Source organism: Aliterella sp. E5.1 (assembly GCF_057473825.1).
Genome location: NZ_JBYCCV010000004.1, coordinates 25,295 through 45,876, shown reverse-complemented (window position 1 = coordinate 45,876; position 20,582 = coordinate 25,295). Strand labels below are relative to the sequence as shown.

18 protein-coding genes are annotated in these 20,582 nt (G+C 41.3%); 9 read left to right on the top strand and 9 right to left on the bottom strand.

Going from position 1 to position 20,582, the window contains the following annotated elements:
- The first annotated feature begins 62 nt into the window (after window positions 1–62).
- Window positions 63–764 carry a matrixin family metalloprotease gene (locus tag AC2VE5_RS02710; protein ID WP_486886246.1) on the top strand — a complete coding sequence of 234 codons (702 nt, stop codon included), beginning with the start codon at window positions 63–65 and terminating at the stop codon, window positions 762–764.
- Here AC2VE5_RS02710 and AC2VE5_RS02705 read toward each other — a convergent pair.
- The 3 genes from AC2VE5_RS02705 to AC2VE5_RS02695 are packed head-to-tail and all read right to left on the bottom strand — an operon-like array spanning window position 747 to window position 4,569.
- Complete coding sequence (locus AC2VE5_RS02705) at window positions 747–1,499, bottom strand: WD40 repeat domain-containing protein (RefSeq protein ID WP_486886245.1); 753 nt, start codon at window positions 1,497–1,499, stop codon at window positions 747–749. The two genes, AC2VE5_RS02710 and AC2VE5_RS02705, sit on opposite strands and share 18 nt — an antisense overlap.
- Window positions 1,500–1,511: 12 nt before the next feature.
- Complete coding sequence (locus tag AC2VE5_RS02700; protein WP_486886244.1) at window positions 1,512–2,600, bottom strand: protein kinase domain-containing protein; 1,089 nt, start codon at window positions 2,598–2,600, stop codon at window positions 1,512–1,514.
- On the bottom strand, window positions 2,581–4,569 hold the full coding sequence (locus AC2VE5_RS02695) for an SPFH domain-containing protein (RefSeq protein ID WP_486886243.1): 1,989 nt from the start codon (window positions 4,567–4,569) through the stop codon (window positions 2,581–2,583). Before AC2VE5_RS02695 ends, AC2VE5_RS02700 begins: the two co-directional genes overlap by 20 nt.
- 270 nt (window positions 4,570–4,839) lie before the next feature.
- Here AC2VE5_RS02695 and AC2VE5_RS02690 point away from each other — a divergent pair, with 270 nt between their 5' ends.
- From AC2VE5_RS02690 to AC2VE5_RS02680, 3 genes are read left to right on the top strand one after another with little or no spacing between them, the layout of a single operon-like run.
- Window positions 4,840–7,161 carry an NACHT C-terminal helical domain 2-containing protein gene (locus tag AC2VE5_RS02690; RefSeq protein WP_486886242.1) on the top strand — a complete coding sequence of 774 codons (2,322 nt, stop codon included), beginning with the start codon at window positions 4,840–4,842 and terminating at the stop codon, window positions 7,159–7,161.
- A 45-nt stretch (window positions 7,162–7,206) separates the two neighbouring features.
- On the top strand, window positions 7,207–7,914 hold the full coding sequence (locus AC2VE5_RS02685; RefSeq protein ID WP_486886241.1) for a cupin domain-containing protein: 708 nt from the start codon (window positions 7,207–7,209) through the stop codon (window positions 7,912–7,914).
- A 45-nt stretch (window positions 7,915–7,959) separates the two neighbouring features.
- A complete protein-coding gene (locus tag AC2VE5_RS02680) occupies window positions 7,960–8,367 on the top strand; it encodes an acyl-CoA thioesterase (protein ID WP_486886240.1) in 408 nt (135 codons plus the stop codon).
- A 64-nt stretch (window positions 8,368–8,431) separates the two neighbouring features.
- Here AC2VE5_RS02680 and AC2VE5_RS02675 read toward each other — a convergent pair whose 3' ends face one another.
- From AC2VE5_RS02675 to ndhL, 3 genes are all read right to left on the bottom strand, one after another.
- A complete protein-coding gene (locus AC2VE5_RS02675; protein ID WP_486886239.1) occupies window positions 8,432–9,811 on the bottom strand; it encodes a 2-succinylbenzoate--CoA ligase in 1,380 nt (459 codons plus the stop codon).
- Between the two features lie 182 nt (window positions 9,812–9,993).
- A complete protein-coding gene (locus AC2VE5_RS02670; protein ID WP_486886238.1) occupies window positions 9,994–10,305 on the bottom strand; it encodes a DUF3007 family protein in 312 nt (103 codons plus the stop codon).
- Window positions 10,306–10,308: 3 nt separating this feature from the next.
- A complete protein-coding gene (gene ndhL / locus AC2VE5_RS02665; protein ID WP_486886237.1) occupies window positions 10,309–10,518 on the bottom strand; it encodes an NAD(P)H-quinone oxidoreductase subunit L in 210 nt (69 codons plus the stop codon).
- 871 nt (window positions 10,519–11,389) lie between these two features.
- Here ndhL and AC2VE5_RS02660 point away from each other — a divergent pair.
- The gene (locus AC2VE5_RS02660) at window positions 11,390–12,601 is read left to right on the top strand and encodes a hypothetical protein (RefSeq protein WP_486886236.1); all 1,212 of its coding nucleotides are present in this window, start codon (window positions 11,390–11,392) and stop codon (window positions 12,599–12,601) included.
- A gap of 7 nt (window positions 12,602–12,608) precedes the next feature.
- Entirely contained in the window at window positions 12,609–13,178 is a 570-nt protein-coding gene (locus AC2VE5_RS02655) for a hypothetical protein (protein WP_486886235.1), read from the top strand.
- On the opposite strand, the gene AC2VE5_RS02650 is transcribed toward AC2VE5_RS02655, so the two are convergent.
- The gene (locus tag AC2VE5_RS02650) at window positions 13,168–15,228 is read right to left on the bottom strand and encodes a DNA phosphorothioation-associated putative methyltransferase (protein WP_486886234.1); all 2,061 of its coding nucleotides are present in this window, start codon (window positions 15,226–15,228) and stop codon (window positions 13,168–13,170) included. The two genes, AC2VE5_RS02655 and AC2VE5_RS02650, sit on opposite strands and share 11 nt — an antisense overlap.
- Before the next feature lie 499 nt (window positions 15,229–15,727).
- Here AC2VE5_RS02650 and AC2VE5_RS02645 point away from each other — a divergent pair, with 499 nt between their 5' ends.
- Window positions 15,728–16,276, top strand: coding sequence for a DUF6658 family protein (locus AC2VE5_RS02645; protein ID WP_486886233.1), 549 nt, complete (start codon window positions 15,728–15,730; stop codon window positions 16,274–16,276).
- A 103-nt stretch (window positions 16,277–16,379) separates the two neighbouring features.
- Window positions 16,380–17,183 carry a DUF6658 family protein gene (locus tag AC2VE5_RS02640; protein WP_486886232.1) on the top strand — a complete coding sequence of 268 codons (804 nt, stop codon included), beginning with the start codon at window positions 16,380–16,382 and terminating at the stop codon, window positions 17,181–17,183.
- A 61-nt stretch (window positions 17,184–17,244) separates the two neighbouring features.
- Here the strand turns inward: AC2VE5_RS02640 and larC are convergent, their stop codons facing one another.
- A complete protein-coding gene (larC, locus tag AC2VE5_RS02635) occupies window positions 17,245–18,450 on the bottom strand; it encodes a nickel pincer cofactor biosynthesis protein LarC (RefSeq protein WP_486886231.1) in 1,206 nt (401 codons plus the stop codon).
- Between the two features lie 37 nt (window positions 18,451–18,487).
- Between larC and AC2VE5_RS02630 the strand changes: the two genes are divergently transcribed.
- The gene (locus tag AC2VE5_RS02630; RefSeq protein ID WP_486886230.1) at window positions 18,488–19,144 is read left to right on the top strand and encodes an L-threonylcarbamoyladenylate synthase; all 657 of its coding nucleotides are present in this window, start codon (window positions 18,488–18,490) and stop codon (window positions 19,142–19,144) included.
- Here AC2VE5_RS02630 and AC2VE5_RS02625 read toward each other — a convergent pair.
- Window positions 19,137–20,564, bottom strand: coding sequence for an O-antigen ligase domain-containing protein (locus tag AC2VE5_RS02625; protein ID WP_486886229.1), 1,428 nt, complete (start codon window positions 20,562–20,564; stop codon window positions 19,137–19,139). The two genes, AC2VE5_RS02630 and AC2VE5_RS02625, sit on opposite strands and share 8 nt — an antisense overlap.
- Window positions 20,565–20,582 lie beyond the last annotated feature (18 nt).

Here is a 20,582-nt window from a genome sequence, read left to right as displayed (position 1 = left end):
TAAAAGAGTTTTTAAATACATTAAGCTGTGTACTTTCATCTAAGTTATCCAAGAAAATATAGATGTCTCTATACGATCGCCTAGATTTTACTAGACCGACACGTAAGCCTCTTAAAAATGTCCCAATTTGGGAACGTATAGATTTAACCCGACCCCCGAAACTTCGTTGTTGTAGCTGTCGAATCCGCATACAGTCTTCGTGGGAATTTTGCCCAAGCTGCGGACAAAATCTTCAAGATAATAGCGATATTCGCCGTTGTATTTGGGTTGATGTGTCGGGGATGGTAATTACGCCAGAAAATAAGGAAGCAATGACTGTGTTACTTTTAGACGCTTTTTCTAAGCTCTACGGGGCATTTAGAAGCGTTAAAGTATTTTTAACTTCTGAAGCGCCAGATGCTGGCGAGTGGGGTGAAAACTTTACCCAAGTTTGGATATTTGCTGATGACCAACCCGTTGATTATTTGGGTGTGGCAACCTTTCAGCTAGGAAAAGTTACAAACCAGGCGATTGTCCGCATTGACCAGGTATTTTATGCTTCTCAATACGCAAGCTTAAGTCATAATCAATTATCTAACTTAATTGCTAATACTATTGCTCACGAAATTGGGCATACTTTAGGGCTTGACCACTCGGCTTTACCTACCGATGTTATGCACGATGGACTCGACCATACTATTCATAGTTTGCTACCGCCTTCGTTTCATAGTTCGCAAATAAACATGATGAATTATGCTATCCGCAAACTAAAGGTAACTCCATAACTTAATTGTGCGATCGCGACTACCACTAAATATCGCCTTTGTGTTTTGATTTAATGCAATACAATTAATCGAGTCGGTATGTCCAGTCAAGGAGCCAATTTCCTCCCCTGTACTTACATCCCACAGTTTTACAGTTTTGTCCCAACTACCACTAATTAAGATTTTGCCATCCCTTGAAAAAGCTAAACCAGAAATCGCCCAGGGATGTCCTGAGAACGTGCTTTGATGCTGCCAAGATGTAGTCTCCCATAAATGAATAGTGCGATCGTCTCCTGCCGTTGCCAACCACTTACCATTGGGACTATACGCTACTGCTCTAACGGTGGCAGTATGTTTGGTCAGCGTGTAAATCAATTCATTGGTTTCCAAATTCCATAGTTTTACTGTTGAATCAGCACCAGCACTAGCTAAAAAAGGTTGATAATAAGTAAGAGCAGTTACAGCTAAGGTATGTCCTTTCAGGGTTGTGATTACTTCTTTGGTGGAAAAATCCCATAATTTGATTTGTTTATCTGCGCTACCGCTAATCAGCAATTGCCCGCCAAAGCTAAAAACAACAGCATTTACACCTTGCTCGTGACCCGTTAAAGTTTCGATAGCTTCGCGGGTTTGAAGATCCCAAAGTTTAATTGTGCGATCGCGGCTGCCACTAGCTAATATATTTTCAAGCTGGGGATGAAAAGCTACGGTTTTGACCTGTTGAGTATGACCAAGCAAAACACCTTGTTCGGTCAAGGCTTGCAGATTCTACAAGGAAATTGTTTTGTCATCGCTGGCGCTGGCAAGGATTTGACTATTATTGAGTGCGATCGCATTAATATTGGCATATAATCCGCGATGACTGGGGAGTGCACCATCGCATCTCCCAGTAAGCAGTTTCTTGTTCGCCGAATAGTTTACAGTTATTTTCTTACCGCGAAGTTTCTGGATTTCTGCCAGGGCTTTCTGTGCAGAGGAAAGTCTTTGCGCTAAAACAGGTGCAATTAAGTAATCAAGAAATTGCGCCAAGGTTTCGCAACAGCTTTCTGTCTCTGTTAACCAATAATCTCGCCAAACCCAACGCCCACTAGCCGCATCGCACAAGCTAAAGGGATGAATACCCGTTAGTAAATGAATGCAAGTTACCCCTAAACTATAAAGATCGCTGGCAAATACGGGTTTGCCTAGTAGTTGCTCTGGTGCGGCATAAACTGGACTACCTAGAATAGGTTGAATTGTCTCTATATCCGTTTGGAGTTTGGCAATTCCCACATCCACCAATACCAAATTATCTAAAGCTGCGTTAGTACCAGAAGTTCGCTGAAGGCAGATAATATTTTCTGGCTTAATATCGCCGTGAATGACTCCACAAGCATGAATCTGACTAATAACTTGCAACAAACTTTCTAGAATTTGCCAGACTTCTTGAGTAGTAAATGTCCCCTTTTGAGCCAGAACGATCGCTAAATTCTCTCCAGGAATATACTCCTGAACGAGATATAGAATACTGTCTTGCTCAAATTGCGCTAAACACTGGGGAATTTGGGCGCACGACGACCCTAATTTTTGCACAGCTTGCTGTGCAAGTTCGTAAATTGAACGCTGCGGATAATGGCAAGTTTCATCGCTCCAAAATTGCTTGATAACACACAGTGTTAGCAATGTTTGCTTTCGCTCGACGGCAAGTAAAGTGCGTATTCTTTCTCTCTGTCCTAAAACTTGGATGGCTTTATATCTATTAGCTAACTGCAAGCACGAACCACAATGACGACAAAACAGGGTTCCATCAGGGTTTTGCGGCTGCTCGCAGTCAGGGTTGAAGCAGAATCTATGGAACTTAAGGGGTTTGGGAGTCATCAACCGATTCTCCAAGGGCGACTTTCGGCAGGTGACTTTTGCCATTTCCCGGAACCCCTGGAGTTTGATTCCACACCAGCATTCCCATCATGGCATCTAGTAAGCCACCACCATTGCTACCACTAACAGCTACATCAGGCACAACCCGCACTTGGCGATCGCCAATTACCTGCATCAATTGTAAGGCGGTGTATGCTTGCGATCCTAAAGCATTCACCCCCGCTTGATAGGCATCGGCTTTTGCTTCTCCCGTCACGCGAATTGATTCCGCTTCTCCATTTGCCTGTCCTACCGTTGCTGCCGCGTGGAGGTTGGCAATTTTTACGCCTTCTTCTGCCGTTACTACCTCTTTTTGAATATCTGCTAATGCTGTCTCGCGCACGAGTTCTTGACGTTGAGTTTGAGCAACTCGCTGAGTTACATAGGTTTTTTCTTGTTCTTCGGCAATTTTGCGATCGGTCAAAGTTTGCATCAATTCCGGTGGTGGTGAAATCAAACCAATTAGCGTATCCACCGCTTGCACGTCATAGGTGCGTAACGCTTGCAAAACGTAGTCGGCAGCTTCTGCCTGCCGTTCGCTGCGGGCAATGAGAAAGTCAAGAATAGTATATTCCTGAGCCGAATTACGGAAATAATTAGCCACAATCGGACGCAACACCTGATCGACTAGATTTTGCATTGAACCTAGGCGCGAAATTACTTTAGGTGCATCGATTGCCCCCACATGAATGATTTGAAACACTTCAAGATCGAAGGTGAAACCATCCACCGCCAGCAATTTCAAGGCATTCAAAGAGGTATCGTAGCCATGTTCTCCATTAAATCGGGAGGTGAAATTTAGCACGATGTTTGTAGTCGGTACTAGCTCCACTTTCATAATTTTAGTATTGAGGGGATGCTTGCCTGTATGAAGCGGCTCAATCCACACGCCCTTATCGCCTCGACTAACCAAATTGCCGTGGGTAAAAGATTCGCCACTTACATCTTCGTGAGATTTGCCGACATAGGAAATTACAACCCCCACGTATCCAATCGGAATCTCAGTCATTGGTACGGGTTCTAGTTTGATAAACCAGGGGTTGAGGTTCCACGAACCAGACAGAATTACCTGCTCCTGCAAGCCTCTGCGTCCACCCCGATCCATAAAGGTTTGAGCATTCTGAAAATTGTCATGTCCCGAAATTACTGCTCCGGCAATTTCACCTTCTTCAATCGGAACGCCGTCTAACGTTGTCACAATCCCTACGCGATCGCGCTGCACCGTACAAACCTTAAGATGGTCTGGTGTCATACCATGTACCGACGCATTGTTGGAGGTAATTACTTCAAACAATGCAGTATTGATGCGATAGGTTCCAGTAGTTAACATCGTTAGCTGTCGCCCTTTTTCGCCGCCATTGGCAAAAAACTCGCGCGCATTCTGAAAATTCTCACTTTCCACAACCTTGCCTAAAATCCGTTGAGGAGGAATCGCCGCGCCATCATTAGCGACAATTAAGCCAATTTCATCTTGGGGAATTACTACAACTGGGGCTTTCTGTACGCTGTACTGCCAGGGAAAGTAACCAAAATGCCAACCAGGAGGTAAAGTATCAGCTTGCAACCCAGCTTCCCCATTCAGCGCAATTAGTCTTCCCGCCGGGAGACTCTTGGATGAGAATTTCTTAGTAACAATGCCAACTTCTCGTTCCCCGATTGCAATTAGTCCCCCCATCCAGCCCATGTGTGGCACAAGCAATAAAACAAATATTGTTACTCCGATTAGAGGCAGCCAAAAAGGGATATTAAAAATCTGCGATCGCTCCAGTTGCACCTCTAACTGCTGAACAGGTGGGGAATTGGTTTGTGCCTTTTCAACGCTTATGGTTTCTGGCTGGGCAATGTCTGCACTTATTCCTATTGTAGATACTGTTGTTAGTAGTAATACGGTCAACGGCAAGCACTTACGCAAAAAACTCTGTTTAGCCATGATCGCATCTCCTGTAAGTATTCATTATTTGGGTAAATATTTTCTTGCATTAGCAAAGACAACTGATGCTCATGCAACGGCTTCTTGTGCCTTACTAATGTCTAGCTAAAGCCTAAGTAAAAAGCAAGAAAAAGTCAAGTAAAAAATAAATATCCCTACACGGGTAGCAATAATTCTGCAAACTGATTCTTATTACTGAATATTAGAGTTTTTAGCAGATCCAAATCTAAGGTAATGCCTAGCTTATGCCTAAGCTGAGTAGAATAAAGGGTGTCTTTAAAAACTCGTTTACTTATGGCAAAACCATCGCTGAAGGCATCCCAAACAGGCGTAAAAATTGCCAAACAAGCTCTAACCAATGCCGGGTGGACGCAAAAAGATTTGAGCGAATTAGTTGGTTGCAGTCGTCAGCCGATTATCAATTTTTTGAAGGGAGAAGCGATCGCTCAATCTCTATTTATTAGCATCTGCGATCGCCTGGGCTTGGATTGGCACAAAGTTACCAATCTGCCTGCGCCGATCGCAAAACCAATTGCAATTGAACCGCCAGAAACTTTTGAACTCGATACTCTGGTGCAAAATCTCCGTCAAAGCGGGTATGACAGTATTCGCGAACGGTGCGGCACGCTGCGGGTGCTTGATATGTCGCATCCAATTGAGGTGAACGATCTTTATACCAGCGTCAATATTTTGGAGCAAATTAGCGGGCGACGACACAAACGCATCGACGAATTGCTGCTTGAATGCGACTATGAACAGTTCGAGCGCTTTGGCTTAACGAGCGTTGCCAAAGAATGTATCCCAGCTTTAGAAGCGGTGCAGAAGTATAAAAAGTTGATCGTTTTAGGCAAACCTGGAGCCGGGAAAACAACCTTTTTAAAATACTTGGTCATCCAGTGTAATGAAGGAGAATTTCAAAGTAACTTCTTGCCAATCTTTATTACCTTAAAAGACTTTGCAGAAGCGGAAGGTAAACCAAATTTGCTTGAATATATCAGCCGCAAAGATTATTCCTGCGCCGATTCCTCCGATCTCGATCGGTTGACAGCAGATTTTTATCAAGTTTTTCACCACGGTAGAGCCTTAGTGCTACTCGATGGCTTAGATGAAGTCAGATCGGAAGACTATTATCGGGTAATTAAGGAACTGCGCGATTTTTCCGAGCAATTTTGGAGCAATCAATTTGTGATTACCTGCCGAATTGCCGCTTGGGAATATGTATTTGAAAAGTTTACGGAGGTAGAAGTTGCGGACTTTAACGAAAGTCAAATTGCCGTATTTGCCGATAAGTGGTTTAAAGATAAGCCCGTTCGAGCCGAAACCTTTTTGAAATATTTAAACCAAAATCCTCGGATTAAAGAACTTGCCAGAAGTCCCTTGTTGCTGACGCTGGTGTGTTTGGCTTTTGAGGAATCAGGTGATTGTCCCAGCAATCGTTCGGAACTGTATAAAGAAGGTATCGATACCCTGCTAAAAAAATGGGACTCAAAACGCGGCATTCAACGCGATCGCGTTTATCAAAAACTATCCCCTCAGCGTAAGGAAAATCTGCTCAGTTATATTGCTTTAACTACCTTCAAACAGAAAGATTACTTTTTTAAGGCAAGTGTTGTCGAACAATACATTTACGACTACATCCAAAACTTGTCTAAAACAAATCCCGACCCCGAAGAATTGCAGCTTGATAGCAAAGCAATTCTCCAGTCTATCGAGGCACAGCACGGACTACTGATCGAACGAGCCAAAGGAATTTACTCCTTTTCTCATCTCACCTTTCAAGAATACTTTGCCGCTAGAGAAATCGTTTTCAATAGCCATTCTCTAGCAGCAACCCTCAAAGAACTCGTTTTTTTTGTAACTCAAAAACGGTGGCGAGAAGTATTTTTGTTAACTACAGAGATGCTTGGGGATGCTTCGTTGCTTTTAATCCCAATGAAGCAAAATATCGATTTGCTGCTTGCCAAATCTGAGCGACTGCAAAAGTTTTTGCAATACGCCAGCGATCGCGCGGCGACTCCAGAATTTTCCTCTTTCAAATCCGCCGCCGTGCGGGCGTTTTACTTTGATATTGACTTTGAAATTGATGAAAGTCGATCTGTTGCGTTGACTCTCGATCGCTCAGTTAATATCTTAGTTTGTGCTAGTTTTCTTACCCGGATGTTAGATGGTGTGGACTTGAAGGATGCGATCGCCATGGCTCAAAACTACGACGCAACTAGCAATCCCAGCACAAAAATCATCGCCGCCCCCTCCGCCGATGCGGTAATGCTCATTGCCATTCAAATTGCTTTAAACTCCAAAACTCTAGAAGCTAATGGACGAGAAACCCTGAAAACACTTTTACAGAAACTTAAAGAGAAACCTGTAGATGATGAAATTAAACAAGTTGCCGACGAAGCTAGAAAAGTAGCAAAGTCTCGCCATCACATTGGTATGGAATGGAAATTTACGTCTCAAGAAAAAGATCGACTCCGGCAATACTATTATGCAACTCAGCTTCTAGTAGATTGTTTGTATAGCGATGGCTGTATGATGAATCCCGAACTGCGACAAAAGCTTGAGGAGACGCTGTTGTTACCCCAACCACAATAGCGGATAAAACTCTATTGCTCAAAAGCCTGCCTAGAGAAGATTTTTATGACGCTAAAAACCTACCCACTGCAACAAAACACCATCGATCTCAGCCAAGATAGCTTTCCAGCAATCGTAAGCATTTGGCAGGGAAACTCCTTTGAATTTCCTGCGGGTGGAACTACTTTTGGTTATATCTACCAGGGAACTTCTTTGTTATTTCGGCAAACTGACGGAGAATCTTACCCAATGCATTCGGGTATGTACTTTTGTTTGCCTGGGGGAGGGAAGCTTGCAGGAAATTCATCGGGAATTGCGATCGCATTTCTCAATTATCAGGGAATATTTAGCCTAGGAGGACCAATCGAGTCAACAGGGCGGCTTGCTTACATCAATGGGGGAACTAACAGCCTCCTGATTGCGCCAGTTAGGGGCGGCGCTCCCTGTCTCAATGTTTTATACTTTCCTTCTGGAATAGATCAAACTCTACACTCCCATCCTAGCTATCGAATTGGTATGGTTGTCATGGGTAGAGGCAAGTTAGACAATTTACAAACCGTCCTAACTTTAGAACCTGGCACGATTTTTCAAATTCCGGCGGATAGTTTGCACAAGTTTCAGACTATTGAAAGCAATTTAATCGTAGTCGTGTTTCATCCTGACAGCGATACAGGATTTGCTCACTGGGACAATCCCATGCTCAAGCGAACGATAGTAAACGGGGTAAGTGCTAGTGAATTACCTCATCTTCAAACCCAACTAACGAACGATTAGCCTCAACTTCTTGCTAGTCTGATTATCTCCTTACCTATCGAGAAAATGCCCTTTGTTTACAAAAGAGTTATCCGCTTTCCAGATACCGATGCTGCGGGTGTTGTTTATTTTGCCAATATATTATCAATTTGTCATGAAGCTTATGAAGCTTCTTTAATTGCTGCAAATATTAATCTCAAAGTGTTTTTTAGCAATCCTACGGCAGCTATTCCAATTGTTCATGCTAGTATTGATTTTTTTTATCCGCTTTTTTGTGGAGATGAGATTGATATTACTTTGCAGCCTCAACAGTTGAGTAGTAATAAGTTTGAGATTATTTATCAAGTGCTAGGAATAAACAAGCAATCCATCGCCAAGGCAATTACTCGGCACGTTTGTATTAATCCAAATAATAAAAATAGGCAAGAATTATCTAGTGAAATGTTGCTTTGGTTGCAGTTTTATGGAGAATAGGTTTGTGTGCAAAAGCTTCATTTAGTCGGCTTGAGCTATTAGCTTGGTCAGTAGACTAAAAGGCTTAATTACTAATTTTTAGATATCGCTCAGCTATGGAATTTATTTGTTTATGGTTAATTTTGCCTTGAGGATTACGGGGTATACTTTCCACTGCAATCCAATGCTTGGGTTGTTTGTATTTGCTTAATTTGCCTGCTATTGCTGCTTGCAAACTATAGGTAGAAACTGTTTTATCCTTTTTGATATAAAGTGCGGTTACTACTTGTCCCCAAATGCGATCGCACGTACCAATTACACAGATATCTTCAACTAAGTTTGTGGCTCGAATAGCGGCTTCTACTTCTATTGGGTAAACATTTTCGCCCCCAGTGATTATCTTATTACTACTACGTCCGACTAAGTTTAAATAACCTTTATTATCAATAAATCCTAGATCGTCTAATCTAAAATTATCTCGGCTTTCAAATAAGTATGGATAATACCCAAGAGCTAAAGATTGAGAATTAATAGTAATATTTCCTACTTCATTTTGATTTAGTTTGTTACCCGTGGAATTACAAATTGATACTCGGCTATGAGGCAAAACTTGACCGCAGTTGTTATCGCCTGCAAGGAAATTTTCTGGCTTAAGAATTGCTATTCCTGAAGCGGTTTCTGTCATCCCATAAGTAAGAGCCAAATTAATCTTATATTGTCTAGCTGTTGCTAATAATTCTTGCCAAGCTGGTGCGCCGCCCAATAGTACAGTTTTAAATTTTGCTAACCATTTAGCTGTATCAGGTTTTTCTAACAATCTCTGTAACTGAGTTGGCACTAAAGATATAAAAAAATCGCTGATGTCTGTATCGTCGTTGCCACTTTCTAACTGTTTGAATGGCTGAATTACTAGCTTGCCTTTAGTAGTAAAAGAACGCATAAACTGCATAATTCCGCTCACATGATATAGCGGTAATGTGCAAAACGAATTTATATTTTTTAATTGCAAGTATTGCTGAAAACCTGCAACGGATGCTGTTAAAGTTTCCCAAGTATGAATAGCAAAGCGAATCTTTCCTGACGAACCACCAGTCGGAATCATCACCCAGTTAGGATTTAAAACTTGCTGAGAGTTGGGGTAATAATTTTTGATTTCTAATTCCCAATTTCCATAGCCTAAAATCAAGTCAGGTTGCACTATTTCAAATACTTGCTGCCATTCTTGTTTTACCCAGTTGGGATTGCTTAAAAAAACTGGACAACCAGCCGCCGAAGCTGCGATAAAACCCGCCAAAAACTTCCATGGTTCGCGTTCGGCGATTAATACTTTTGGTACTATTCCCTGCTGCGTCCGTTGAGACAATTCTAAATACAATTGCTCGGTTAGTTGAACTAACTCCTGAAAGTCGCATCCTAGCAGCCAGTCATTACCACTTTGTTTGAGATAGTCTAAGCGTTGTGGCATTTAATTTCTATACCAAATCTTTGCAAGGCTGAGGCGCGAGGCTCATAGCTGTGTCACAGAGCTTGTAAGCGCCACCAACAGGCTAAAACTATTCAATCCCTACTCTCAACTAGCTTCCTGCTTCTTCTAGAGCAATGGCATGACTAGAGTACGTACCTACTCCGACATCTTTTGACTAATAATTACTTAGTTTGCGATCGCTCTTGGTCAATTTCTGTTTGAATCCGTTCTAGTTCTTCAGGGGTTAGTTCGTCTAATCTCTTTTTGAAATAAGCTTCTTCGTAGGCTTCGCGCTGCTGATTGTAAGTCATTTTATTATTCATGGCTCTAGTGATGTAAGTAGCTACCCAGCCAATTAAACCACCTACCAGCAATAATTGACTCCAAACTCCTGCTTTTAGGTTATCTAAACCAGCTATCTGCAAAACTGCATAACTTAGCCCGCCAGCTACAAATATACCTACACCAATGCCCAAAATATCAATTTTTCGCATTCTTTACCCCTGTTGTCGTCGCTGGGGGCGAAAATTTGCAAAAGGAGACAGCAATAACAGCCCTGGAAAAAAGAAAAATACTAAAAAGTACATAAAACCGCGCTCAAAAGAAGTCGCCGTATACCATCGCAATTTTAAATAAAACAAAGTTATTACAGGCAGCACCAACAAGTAAGAGCCAGCCAATGTTAAATAAAGTAAGGGTACGATCATGAGTTTTCAGTTCCAAGTACCAAGGGCAATCTCACCTGCTATATTATTACGTTCTTTGCACTTCGGCACATTACCCACCAACAACCTTTGGCAATTTTGGCAACAATATTAAAATTCCTGGGTTTTTCTATTTACAAATGAATTAATTGTGTATATGATAGGAAGTCGCGCTCAAATTAAGACCGGGGGCATGGCGGAATGGTAGACGCTGCGGACTTAGAAAACTGAGCCTTGACTGGAGAAATCTGTCAAGTGACCGCTCTCAAATTCAGGGAAACCTAAATCTAGAAGTAGACAAGGCAATCCTGAGCCAAGCCGAAAATCTCGTTCGGAAGGTGCAGAGACTCGACGGGAGCTACCCTAACGCAAATTTGGCGAGGGTAAAGAGAGAGTCCAATTCTCAAAACCGAAAGCTTAAGTCTTTAGGAAGTAGCGAAAGCTGCAAGAGAATGAAAATCCGTTGATGTAAAAGTCGTGAGAGTTCAAGTCTCTCTGCCCCCATTACAAGCTCGTTGCTACAAGTAAGCTTTGATTGAAAAATCAAAGCTTATTAATGAGCTATATTATGGGCGTAAGCTTGTCCGCAAAAGTAAGCAGACTTTTATTTTGCGCCCCAAGAAAATTATGTGCCAGCAAAAGCCCATATATTCACTAAAGTTAAGTCTTGCTACAGTAACAAATAATAAAGTTATCCGTACAATCTCGGTAGTACATAACGGTGAAGGGGACTAATTTTATTAATAAGTTGGGTTAATTGGAGCGCTTAAAACTATCTTACAAGTAAAAATTATAATAATTACGTAAACTACGCAGATTATTTAAGTATTAAGACTAAACTGTCTGCACTATTTTATACTTACTAAGTGCTGTTATGACAGACGATCAAAATTCTCAATTAAGCGTCAAAATAATTAGACCAACTGAAAATATTGAACAAGCCCAAGAGAAAATATATTCGTTTTTGATGAGTATTATCAAAAGCTGGTCGCCAGAAGCCGTTTTGCAAGAATTTAATAGCTTGTTTATTCAGCATCTAGGTTCTATGAGTTCTGGTGCTGTAGAGGGTTTGTATGAAATTGTGGTGATGGATGAAGAAGATACATTTTACGCAACACTCAAGCGATGCTGTTACATACTAATAAATAACTGGAAAACAACTAAGCAAATTAAGCATATACACGATTTAGTTGAGCTATTTGATAATCCAAGTATTGAAAAAACCTCTCTTTCGCCAATTAGTAATTGTTTAAAAGTTTGGCTGAAAAGATTTGTCGGTAGTCAAGATTACCAAGAAATAAAGCTATTTGCCGAAAAAATTGTCAATCAACAAAATCAACAAAGTCAAAAAACTCGTCATTGGAGCGAACGTTATAGCTCTCATATATTTGTCGCTCAATCTGTTAATCCTAAAAATTCTTTAGAACATAGAGAAGCTGCTAAAGAACGGGCAAAACATTTGAGATATCGCTTTAAATTCGATTTGACAATGTATCTTGCTCGTTCGGAAAATGACGTGCAAAACCCTTTGTCAAAAAACCCAACTGGCGTAAGTAGTGAGGTTTTGAGATTAATTAAAACAATAGCAGCAAAACGAGAGCCAACAACTTATAAAAAATTTGCAAAGATTTTTGCAGAACAGTCTCAAGGACAAAATTACAAGCATTTTAAGCAAAATCTGCATAAATACTTAAGTATTTTTATTGACCACGAAGAATTGTTAGATACATTAAATCTAAAAATCTTGTCATTGTATGAAAAACACAATGACGAGGTTTTAACCGATTCACTATTAATTATTACCTGCAATCGTTTAATTGAAAGCTTAACAACAGAAAATCATCGCCAGCCGTCGCCATCATTTTTGTTATTAATTTCTCAGGGTAACACTTTGACTTTAGTAACAGTGCTACTCAAGATAGTTCTTATTTGTAAGCCTGCTTATGCTCATCTAGAAACTTGCATTGCCGAGTTGATTCGCTATTACGAAAACTTTAAAGACGAAGAATGCGATTCAATGATCAATTTCCTAGAGATGTACAATATTATATTGGCTATTTATGGAGATAGTACAACTTTGATGTAGTTAATTTATGCACTTAGTAAGAATTAGCAATTACTTTACGCTGGAAGATTTTTGTAGTTGTACCAATACTTATAAGAACTACTTTAAAGAAATTAACTGCTATCCAACAAACTTAAATGCAGCTATTTTGGCACTACAAGCTTTAAGTCAATTCATTTTAGAGCCGATAATTGACTGTTTTGGTCAAGATAGGTTTCAACTAACCTATGGATTTTGTTCGCCAGACTTAAGAAAATATTTAGATAAAAAAGATCCGGTAACAGGGATTAAAAATGGTCGAATCGATCCTGCGAGGGATCAACATATGGCTTATGAAATCAAAAAAAATGGTAAGTATTACTGTGAAAGACTAGGCGCTGCTTGTGATTTTTTAATTATAGATACAAAAAGTAATCGCATTATTGACTGGATATTGCGATCGCATTTGCCTTTTGATTCTATCTACTACTACGGCGCAGACAGACCAATTCATATTAGTTATGGACTCCAACATAAGCGCGATATTTGGACATTTACCCCTACTGGAACCCCAACAAAAAAAGGCATAGAAAGCTGGATTGAATTAGCTAAGTATTAAGAAAGTCTCTGCTGTTTGCTCTTTTTTGCCTTAAAGCCGCGCGTAGTAACTTTAACTTGTAAGGCTCGGCATCTTTACGCCAGCGCAGTTGATGGTTTTGAATTGTGGCACAATGATCCTGCAAACATTTTTGCCAACCTTGCAAGCGCTTAATTTCCTGCCAATTATTTAGCAAACCCCAATCTTGTTCGCGATCGCTTAATTTAGCAAATTTGGCATATTGCGGATAATCGCAAGTAACCAATGTGTCTTTTTGGTGCAACACTGGGGGGTCAAAATCGCCATCATAATCTGTATAAATTGCCTGTAAGTCCCGTAAATCTATCTGCATCCTAGAAGCTAAAGTAGGATGAGGTTCATCGTCAAAATCAGGGTAATAGTAGTAAGAAATTTTGGGCGCTTTGGTATGAAATTTAATTACATTAGCCAAGTCCAAACGTCCGATAGTGCGACTAGCACAGCCTTCGTAGAGGCGTAGCAAGGGATTGAGAGCTTCTAAACTAGAAATATGAATTGTTAGAGAATTGGGCAGTTTGTTACCAACTTCGCTAGTTTGGCAGCATTGAGCAATAATATCGAGATTCCCGATACTAAACAGCATCTCATCCGCTCTCAAGCTTGCTTGCTTGTAACTCCCAAATAAAGCTTTGATATCTTCTTGAACTTGGGGTTTTAATTCCGCCAATTTTGGGCGACAGCTAAACTTACTCAAAGCAAAATAAACTAACAAGTCTTGTCGGCGTTTTTGAGAAATCGCTTCCCATTCTTGAACATCGGTTGCTTGGAGAATGACTTGAAAAGCACGTTTAAAACTGCCAAATTCTGCCAGCAATGCCAATTCTTGCGTAATTTCGCCTTTGACAGGCAATCGTCCGCGATCGCTAAAAAAATTCATTAAGGGAGCTAGTAACTCTTTGTAATCCTCAAACCGCTTGCTAGGTACGCGGATTCTAGGCGTAGTGGCGCGAGAACGATAGCGGGAGGCGCGAAAACTTTGCGCCTGACTTGGATCTCGAAATACAAAATAAATCCCTAACGCCACTGGAATTGCTTCAATTCCTAGCACTTGTTCGATATATATTTTTAGTTCTTCTTGTTCGTAGTACTTTTGAAAAGTATTGCGTCGAGTAACTACACCATCACCGTAAGCTATTTGTCCTCTTGTGCGATCGCTTATTAATACTTGCGCTGACACAATCAATACTTGGCGTGTAAGTTCCCAGGCTTTGATTAAGGCTTCTCGGCGCTCAGCAGTGTCTTCAATAACATTAATTACATACCCCAAATTCACAATATCGGCGGCTACGCGGGGAGTATCGGGGGAGTAATAAGGGTCCCATCCCGCACTGCTGTAACCCAGCTTGGCAATGCAGCTAATATCACCACCGTAGCCGCAACCGTAATCAAAAAAAGTAGTTTCTGTAAATAAATTCGCCTCAAGAGCCAAGCGTACCGGGCGAGATAACTCATTGCGATCAATCGCTGCTTTATGGCGCTCAATGCGTGGAACAGCGCCATTGTTGCGTTGTGGATGCACGATTAAGCTATGCCCTTGCAGTTCAACGCCTTGCATTTCTAGACGCTGCTCCCATAGAATTCGCGTTCCAATTGCTGTTGAATTACGTAACAATCCCAAAGCTTGTTCTTGACGAGTCAAGGCGGTAAATTGCTCGTAAAGCGGGTAATCGGGAGTCACAAAAGTTTCTTTACGGTGCAATATCGGCGGATTATCCGAGGTACGGTAGTCTCGGTAGCTCGTTTCTAGAGTTTGCAAATCTACTACAATACTTGCTTGCAAAGCAGGATGCGGTTCGGTGTCAAAATCAGGATAGAACAAGTAAGAAATTTTGAATTTATCTATACTAAATTTGACAATATTTACACTTTGTTGCTCTCTTGCAAATTTGGCAATCTTCTCGTAGCTTTGCAAGAGAGGATTAAGTCGGGGTAACGCCGAAACATGGACGTAAAGAGCAGAGGGTAAAAGCTTACCAACTTCGCTTTGTTGGCAAATTTCAGAAATAACACCAAGTTGGTTAAAACTGTACATGACAAACTTAAGCTGTAATTTTCAACGACTAAAAATTAGTTGCAATTGAGGCAATGTCTCAAGTGATCGCATGATTTTAGTATGCAGTGTCTTGGATACGTTTGGACTTCAAATTCGCGCCAATTTTAATTAGTTGCAGCTATTTCAGCCTAGTTCAATGTCAAATTTTGGGATTGCAAGTTGGTGAGACTTTTCTTTTATCTAAGAAATATTTTTTGCTACAACAACCAACAAATAGACCTATCAATGGGAGAGGTTGTAAATCTCTCTAGAGTTAGATAACAGAAGTTAAGTGGCGAAAATAAGAATGTGACCTTGGCTAGAGGTAGCGATCGCAAATTGATTGCTACTGTTAACGATTGTTGGTTAATTATCAGCTAATTTAAGCATACAACGCCAAAATTGTTCTTTTAACGCTATCGCATTTTCCTAAATGTCAAGCGTACCTAAAGGACATATATAGGGCGTAATCTGTCTTAAAAGCTACAAGGAGGAATTTGTGAATAAGTTAACTGCTTTTTTCAAAAAACTAAGGTTACGCCAAGTTTTAACAGTATTTTTAGCAGGTGTATTGCTCGTAATTAGCACTGCTTGCAATTCAGCAAATACCCAAGGTGCAAACCCAAATAATCCGCCCGTACAAGCTGGTGGAGCAAACAATCCTTATAAAGGTGGCGGCGACAAATATACGAATTTAAAAATGTCTACAGACCCCAAAGTCAGTAAGACAGATGCTAAGGGTCAACAATCTAATTTAGTCGATAGCTCAATACTTATAGCTGCAAACGATATTCTCTATCCTGGTGCAGAGACACCCGCAGGGAGAGCAGAGAAGGAAACAGAGTTGCCAATAAAAACTAGCAAAGACTTTACAGAGCCAAAATTAGGCGGACTAAATCAGCGCAATGCAGATTTAGGCGAACGAGTAGAAAATCGCGTAGAAGCTGCTACTGATGCTTTTAAAGAAGCTGCGGGCTTTGTAAAAAATAAAGCTGATGAGGCTGGAAGAAGACCAGAAGCTCAAAGCAATCCTGCTTTACATAAATAATCGTAAAGTATTTATTGCCCCAGTAATCTAGAACTAATTACTACGATTGGAGCAATAGATAGCTGAAGATTTAATTCACTCAAAAACCAAACGGAGTATGGCTATGAACAAGATAATTAATTGGGTTAAAAAAGTTAAATTGAGTCAAATGATCTTGACTTTTTTAGCCGGAGCATTACTATTATTTAATACCGCTTGCAACAGCAGCGTACAAGCTACAACCCCAAATACTAGACCAAACGTTCCCTCTGGCGTACAACCAGATAAAGAACTGACATCTGGTAAAAACCCCAGACCAGAAGTTCCCAATGAAGCTACAACCAACCGCTTTCAAAAAGGAACAATGAACGATTTTAGCGACTTAGATCCTAGAGCCGAAAAAGCTGAACCTGGTATAGCAGACAAAGCCGCAGCTTTGAAAGCAAATGCCGAACGCAACGTTATCGATCAAACCGGAAGTCTTTCAGGTAACACCAAGCGTATTTTGGACAAGAAAGGCGAAAACGCCGAAGACTTTGGCAAAAATCTCAGAGACAACGCCGAAGGTGCTAAGGACAAAATTCAAGGTACTGCTGACGATTTGGCTAGAGGCGCAAAGCGCGGGTCAGAAAATGTTAAAGACAACACTTTAGACGCAACTAAAGGTGTAAATAGAGCGGCGGAAAATGCCAAAGAAAATATCAAGGCAAACACTCCAGATACGAGAGAGCTAACTAGAGACGCAAGAAGAAACATTGATAGAACTGTTGATAATACTAAGTCCGCAGGCAAAAACTTAGTTGACGATACTCAAACCAATGTGGAAAAAACTGGTAACTTCTTTCAAAACAAATTAAACAATGCTGCTAGAGGTACAAAGCAGAACTTGGATAAAGCAGGTAATGCAGTCAAAGATGCCGTTGATTAGTTTCATAAGTAGTTAAAAAATAAAAGTCAGGAAATCTCCTGGCTTTTATTTTTTTAGATAACTACAAGCTACTGCTATTTTGTGTATACCAGCACTGCAAAGCTATCCGATGAATTTCCCGCCAAGAAATTTGATGTTTTCGAGCCAGTTGGGCGCAATCTTCATATTCTGGCTGGACGTTAGAAATTGCCTCTTTTCCTGCCCAAGCAACCTTAACTCGAACTACACCGTAATCAGTATCAACCTGTTGAATTTCTCGCTCTAAAATTGTCCGCTGCTGTACAGAGCGGCGAATACCCAAAGTAGTAGTTTCTTTAAAAATAATCGCTTCGCAATCCGCTACTTTTTCCGGGTGGCAAATAACTGTCAGCAAAGTTCCCAAACGAGACTTTTTCATCCCGATGGGTTGAGTAAAAACATCGGCTGCACCTGCCTCAAACAAAGCCTCAAACACGTAACCGATCGCTTGGGGGCTGAGATCGTCAATTTGGGTTTCTAGTACCGCGACGGCTTCTACAACTAGGTTGCGATCGCTCTTGGCTGTTGTTTCTCCCACCCAAAGACGCAAAATATTAGGGATAGGCAAATCTCTAGAACCTGCACCCAGTCCTACCTGTTGCAATGTCATAGTGGGTGGCGAACCAAAATCTGTAGCTAAAGTAGTCGCGATCGCCGCCCCCGTAGGCGTGACCAATTCCATCTCAATGCCATTACTATAAACCGGACACTGGCGCATTTCCCATAGCTTCAATACGGCGGGTACGGGTACGGGTAGCTGCCCGTGAGCGGCGCGGACGCTGCCACCGCCAGTAGGCATTGCCGAACAATATAGCTTTTCAATCCCCAACCAATCTAAACCTAGGCAAGTTCCGACAATATCGACAATGGCATCTATTGCCCCTACTTCATGAAAATGAACGCGATCGCGATCTATACCATGTACCGCCCCTTCTGCCTCTGCCAAACACCGAAATACTGCCAAGCTCCAAGCTTCTGCCTGGGGTGGGAGTCTGGCATCAATAATCTGCCTTTCAATTTCTGGCAAATGTCGCGCGTGCTGCTGACGATGAGCTAAATCTACATGAATTTTAGTTGCCCTTTGTCCTTGGCGATGGACGCTCTGGACTCGTAACTGGTAATCTTCGGCAATACCCAGCCCATTGAGCTTTGCACTCAAGTATTCTAGAGGAACCCCCAAGTCTGCGATCGCACCCAAGCACATATCGCCAGCAATCCCTGTTGGACATTCTAAATAGGCTAGTTTCATACAGCAAAGGGCATTTTTAATATTCACCACATTTATTATGGCGACAATCTACAATCTTCATCCTGATAATCCTCAAAAGCGCACCATCGAACAAATTGTTAGTCACCTGAAATCGGGCGCAGTCATGCTTTACCCAAGCGATACTGTTTATGCGATTGGTTGCGATCTCAATGTCAAATCGGCGGTAGAACGAGTAAGGCAAATTAAGCAACTATCAAACGATAAACCCCTAACTTTTTTATGTCCCTCGCTTTCGCAAGTTGCAACTTATGCCGTAGTTAGCGATCGCGCTTATCGAACTATGAAACACTTAATCCCTGGACCTTACACCTTTTTGCTACCTGCAACAAAATTAGTTCCGCGCTTAGTCCTCAATCCCAAACGCAAAACTACAGGCATTCGCGTACCCGATAATAAACTATGTCTGGCTTTACTACAGGCTTTAGAAAATCCGATTATTTCTACTTCCGCTCATTTAACTCCCCAAGCAGATGAATTTACACCCCCAACAGAACTAAATGTTTCTCGCTTTGAACTATTCGACCGTTTGGAGAAGCTAGTAGATGTAATTGTCGATGATGATTCTGAGCAAATAGGCGATCGCGTTTCGACAATTATTGACTTAACAGGAGACACGCCGGAGATCGTTCGTCAGGGTCTAGGATGGGAGCAAGCCCTAACTTGGGCTAGTTGATAGATTGCTGCTTTTGTAGCAACTTTTCGTGCTGATGATACTTATTGGCGGCCATACTTATACCCAGAAAAGCCCAGAAGACAACTCCAGAAAGTGCCAGCATGACGTTACCAAATAACATCTGAAATAAAACGCCCAAACTAATAGCACGAGCCGCACTAGCAAAGGCATCGGAGCGCGCTTCAGAACTTCTAAGTATATTGAATATGGCAAGTATAATGCCACTTAGGTAAGGAACAGCGCCAAACCAACCCAAGGTAAAAAATACATCTAAAATACCGCTATCGAGCGTAACTTCTTGAAGAAGACCTTTTTCATTTACAAAGTATTTACTACCGATGCCATTGCCCAAACCACTAGAAAAGGCAATACTGACATTTCTCTCATAAAGCGTAGATCGTTCGTTAAAGCTAGTATCTTTTTTCAGATTAGTCAAAGATTCTAATCGAGCATTAATAATTTCTGCAAAAGGCTCGATGGTCGTTAATGGCACTACGCACAAAGCCATGACTGTAATAGTTACAAATAACTGCATCTGCAATCGCGGTTTTAATGCACTTAAAAGGTTAATCAAGCCAAAAAACCAGCCAATCCAAGCCGAGCGGACTAAAGACAATAAAAAAGCTAAATAGCCAACCGCCGAAGCCGGAACGCGCAGAAGATTTTCACTGCTAAGTAATATTAGCAGCCCTGCTAGTAGCACGTTAGCAAAAGGTCCTGGAGAATTCATCGTACTAAATACTCTAATACCCAAAGGCTCTGGAGCTCCATTGGTTAGCAACCTAGTTTGAATAATCCAAAATCTGTCCCATTCTGGTGCTACGAGGTACTGGATAATTCCATATATGCCTGTAATTAGCAATCCCCACATAAAAGTATTTTGTAAATTCTGCCGATATTTGGGATAATTTCGCCAGTTTACAAAGAAATGAAAAGCAAAGAGAATTGGAGTTAGCCAGTCTAAGAGCGCTCTCAAAGCTACGGCGAGGGGATTATTGACTATACCAATTAAAAACCCGTAGACTACGCCGAGAATCGCGATTATTAGCGGCAATCCTCCCATGCGATAAGATCGAGGGAAGTATTGAACAAAAGTAATTATGGTAATTAGCGTTACCAGAAATGGCGCTATCAAAATTACACCGCTACCATCCCAACCATTGCGATAATCTATAATGCGACGGAGCCATGGGGTCATAAACCATATCCACCATGTAAAGCTGATATACATGGTGGGATACTTGCCGTACAAAAATAAGCCAACTATTAAAGATCCCAGGGGAAAAAGCAAGCGCAAAATGCTTCCTTTTCCGATCAAAACAGCTACAGCAGAAAAGATTATTAGCCCCAAAATAGCTATCCAAGCGTGTAACGCTGGCGCACTTTGATTAGCTCTAACTGTAGAAGTACTTACACTCATATATACAAGTTTAAAAAA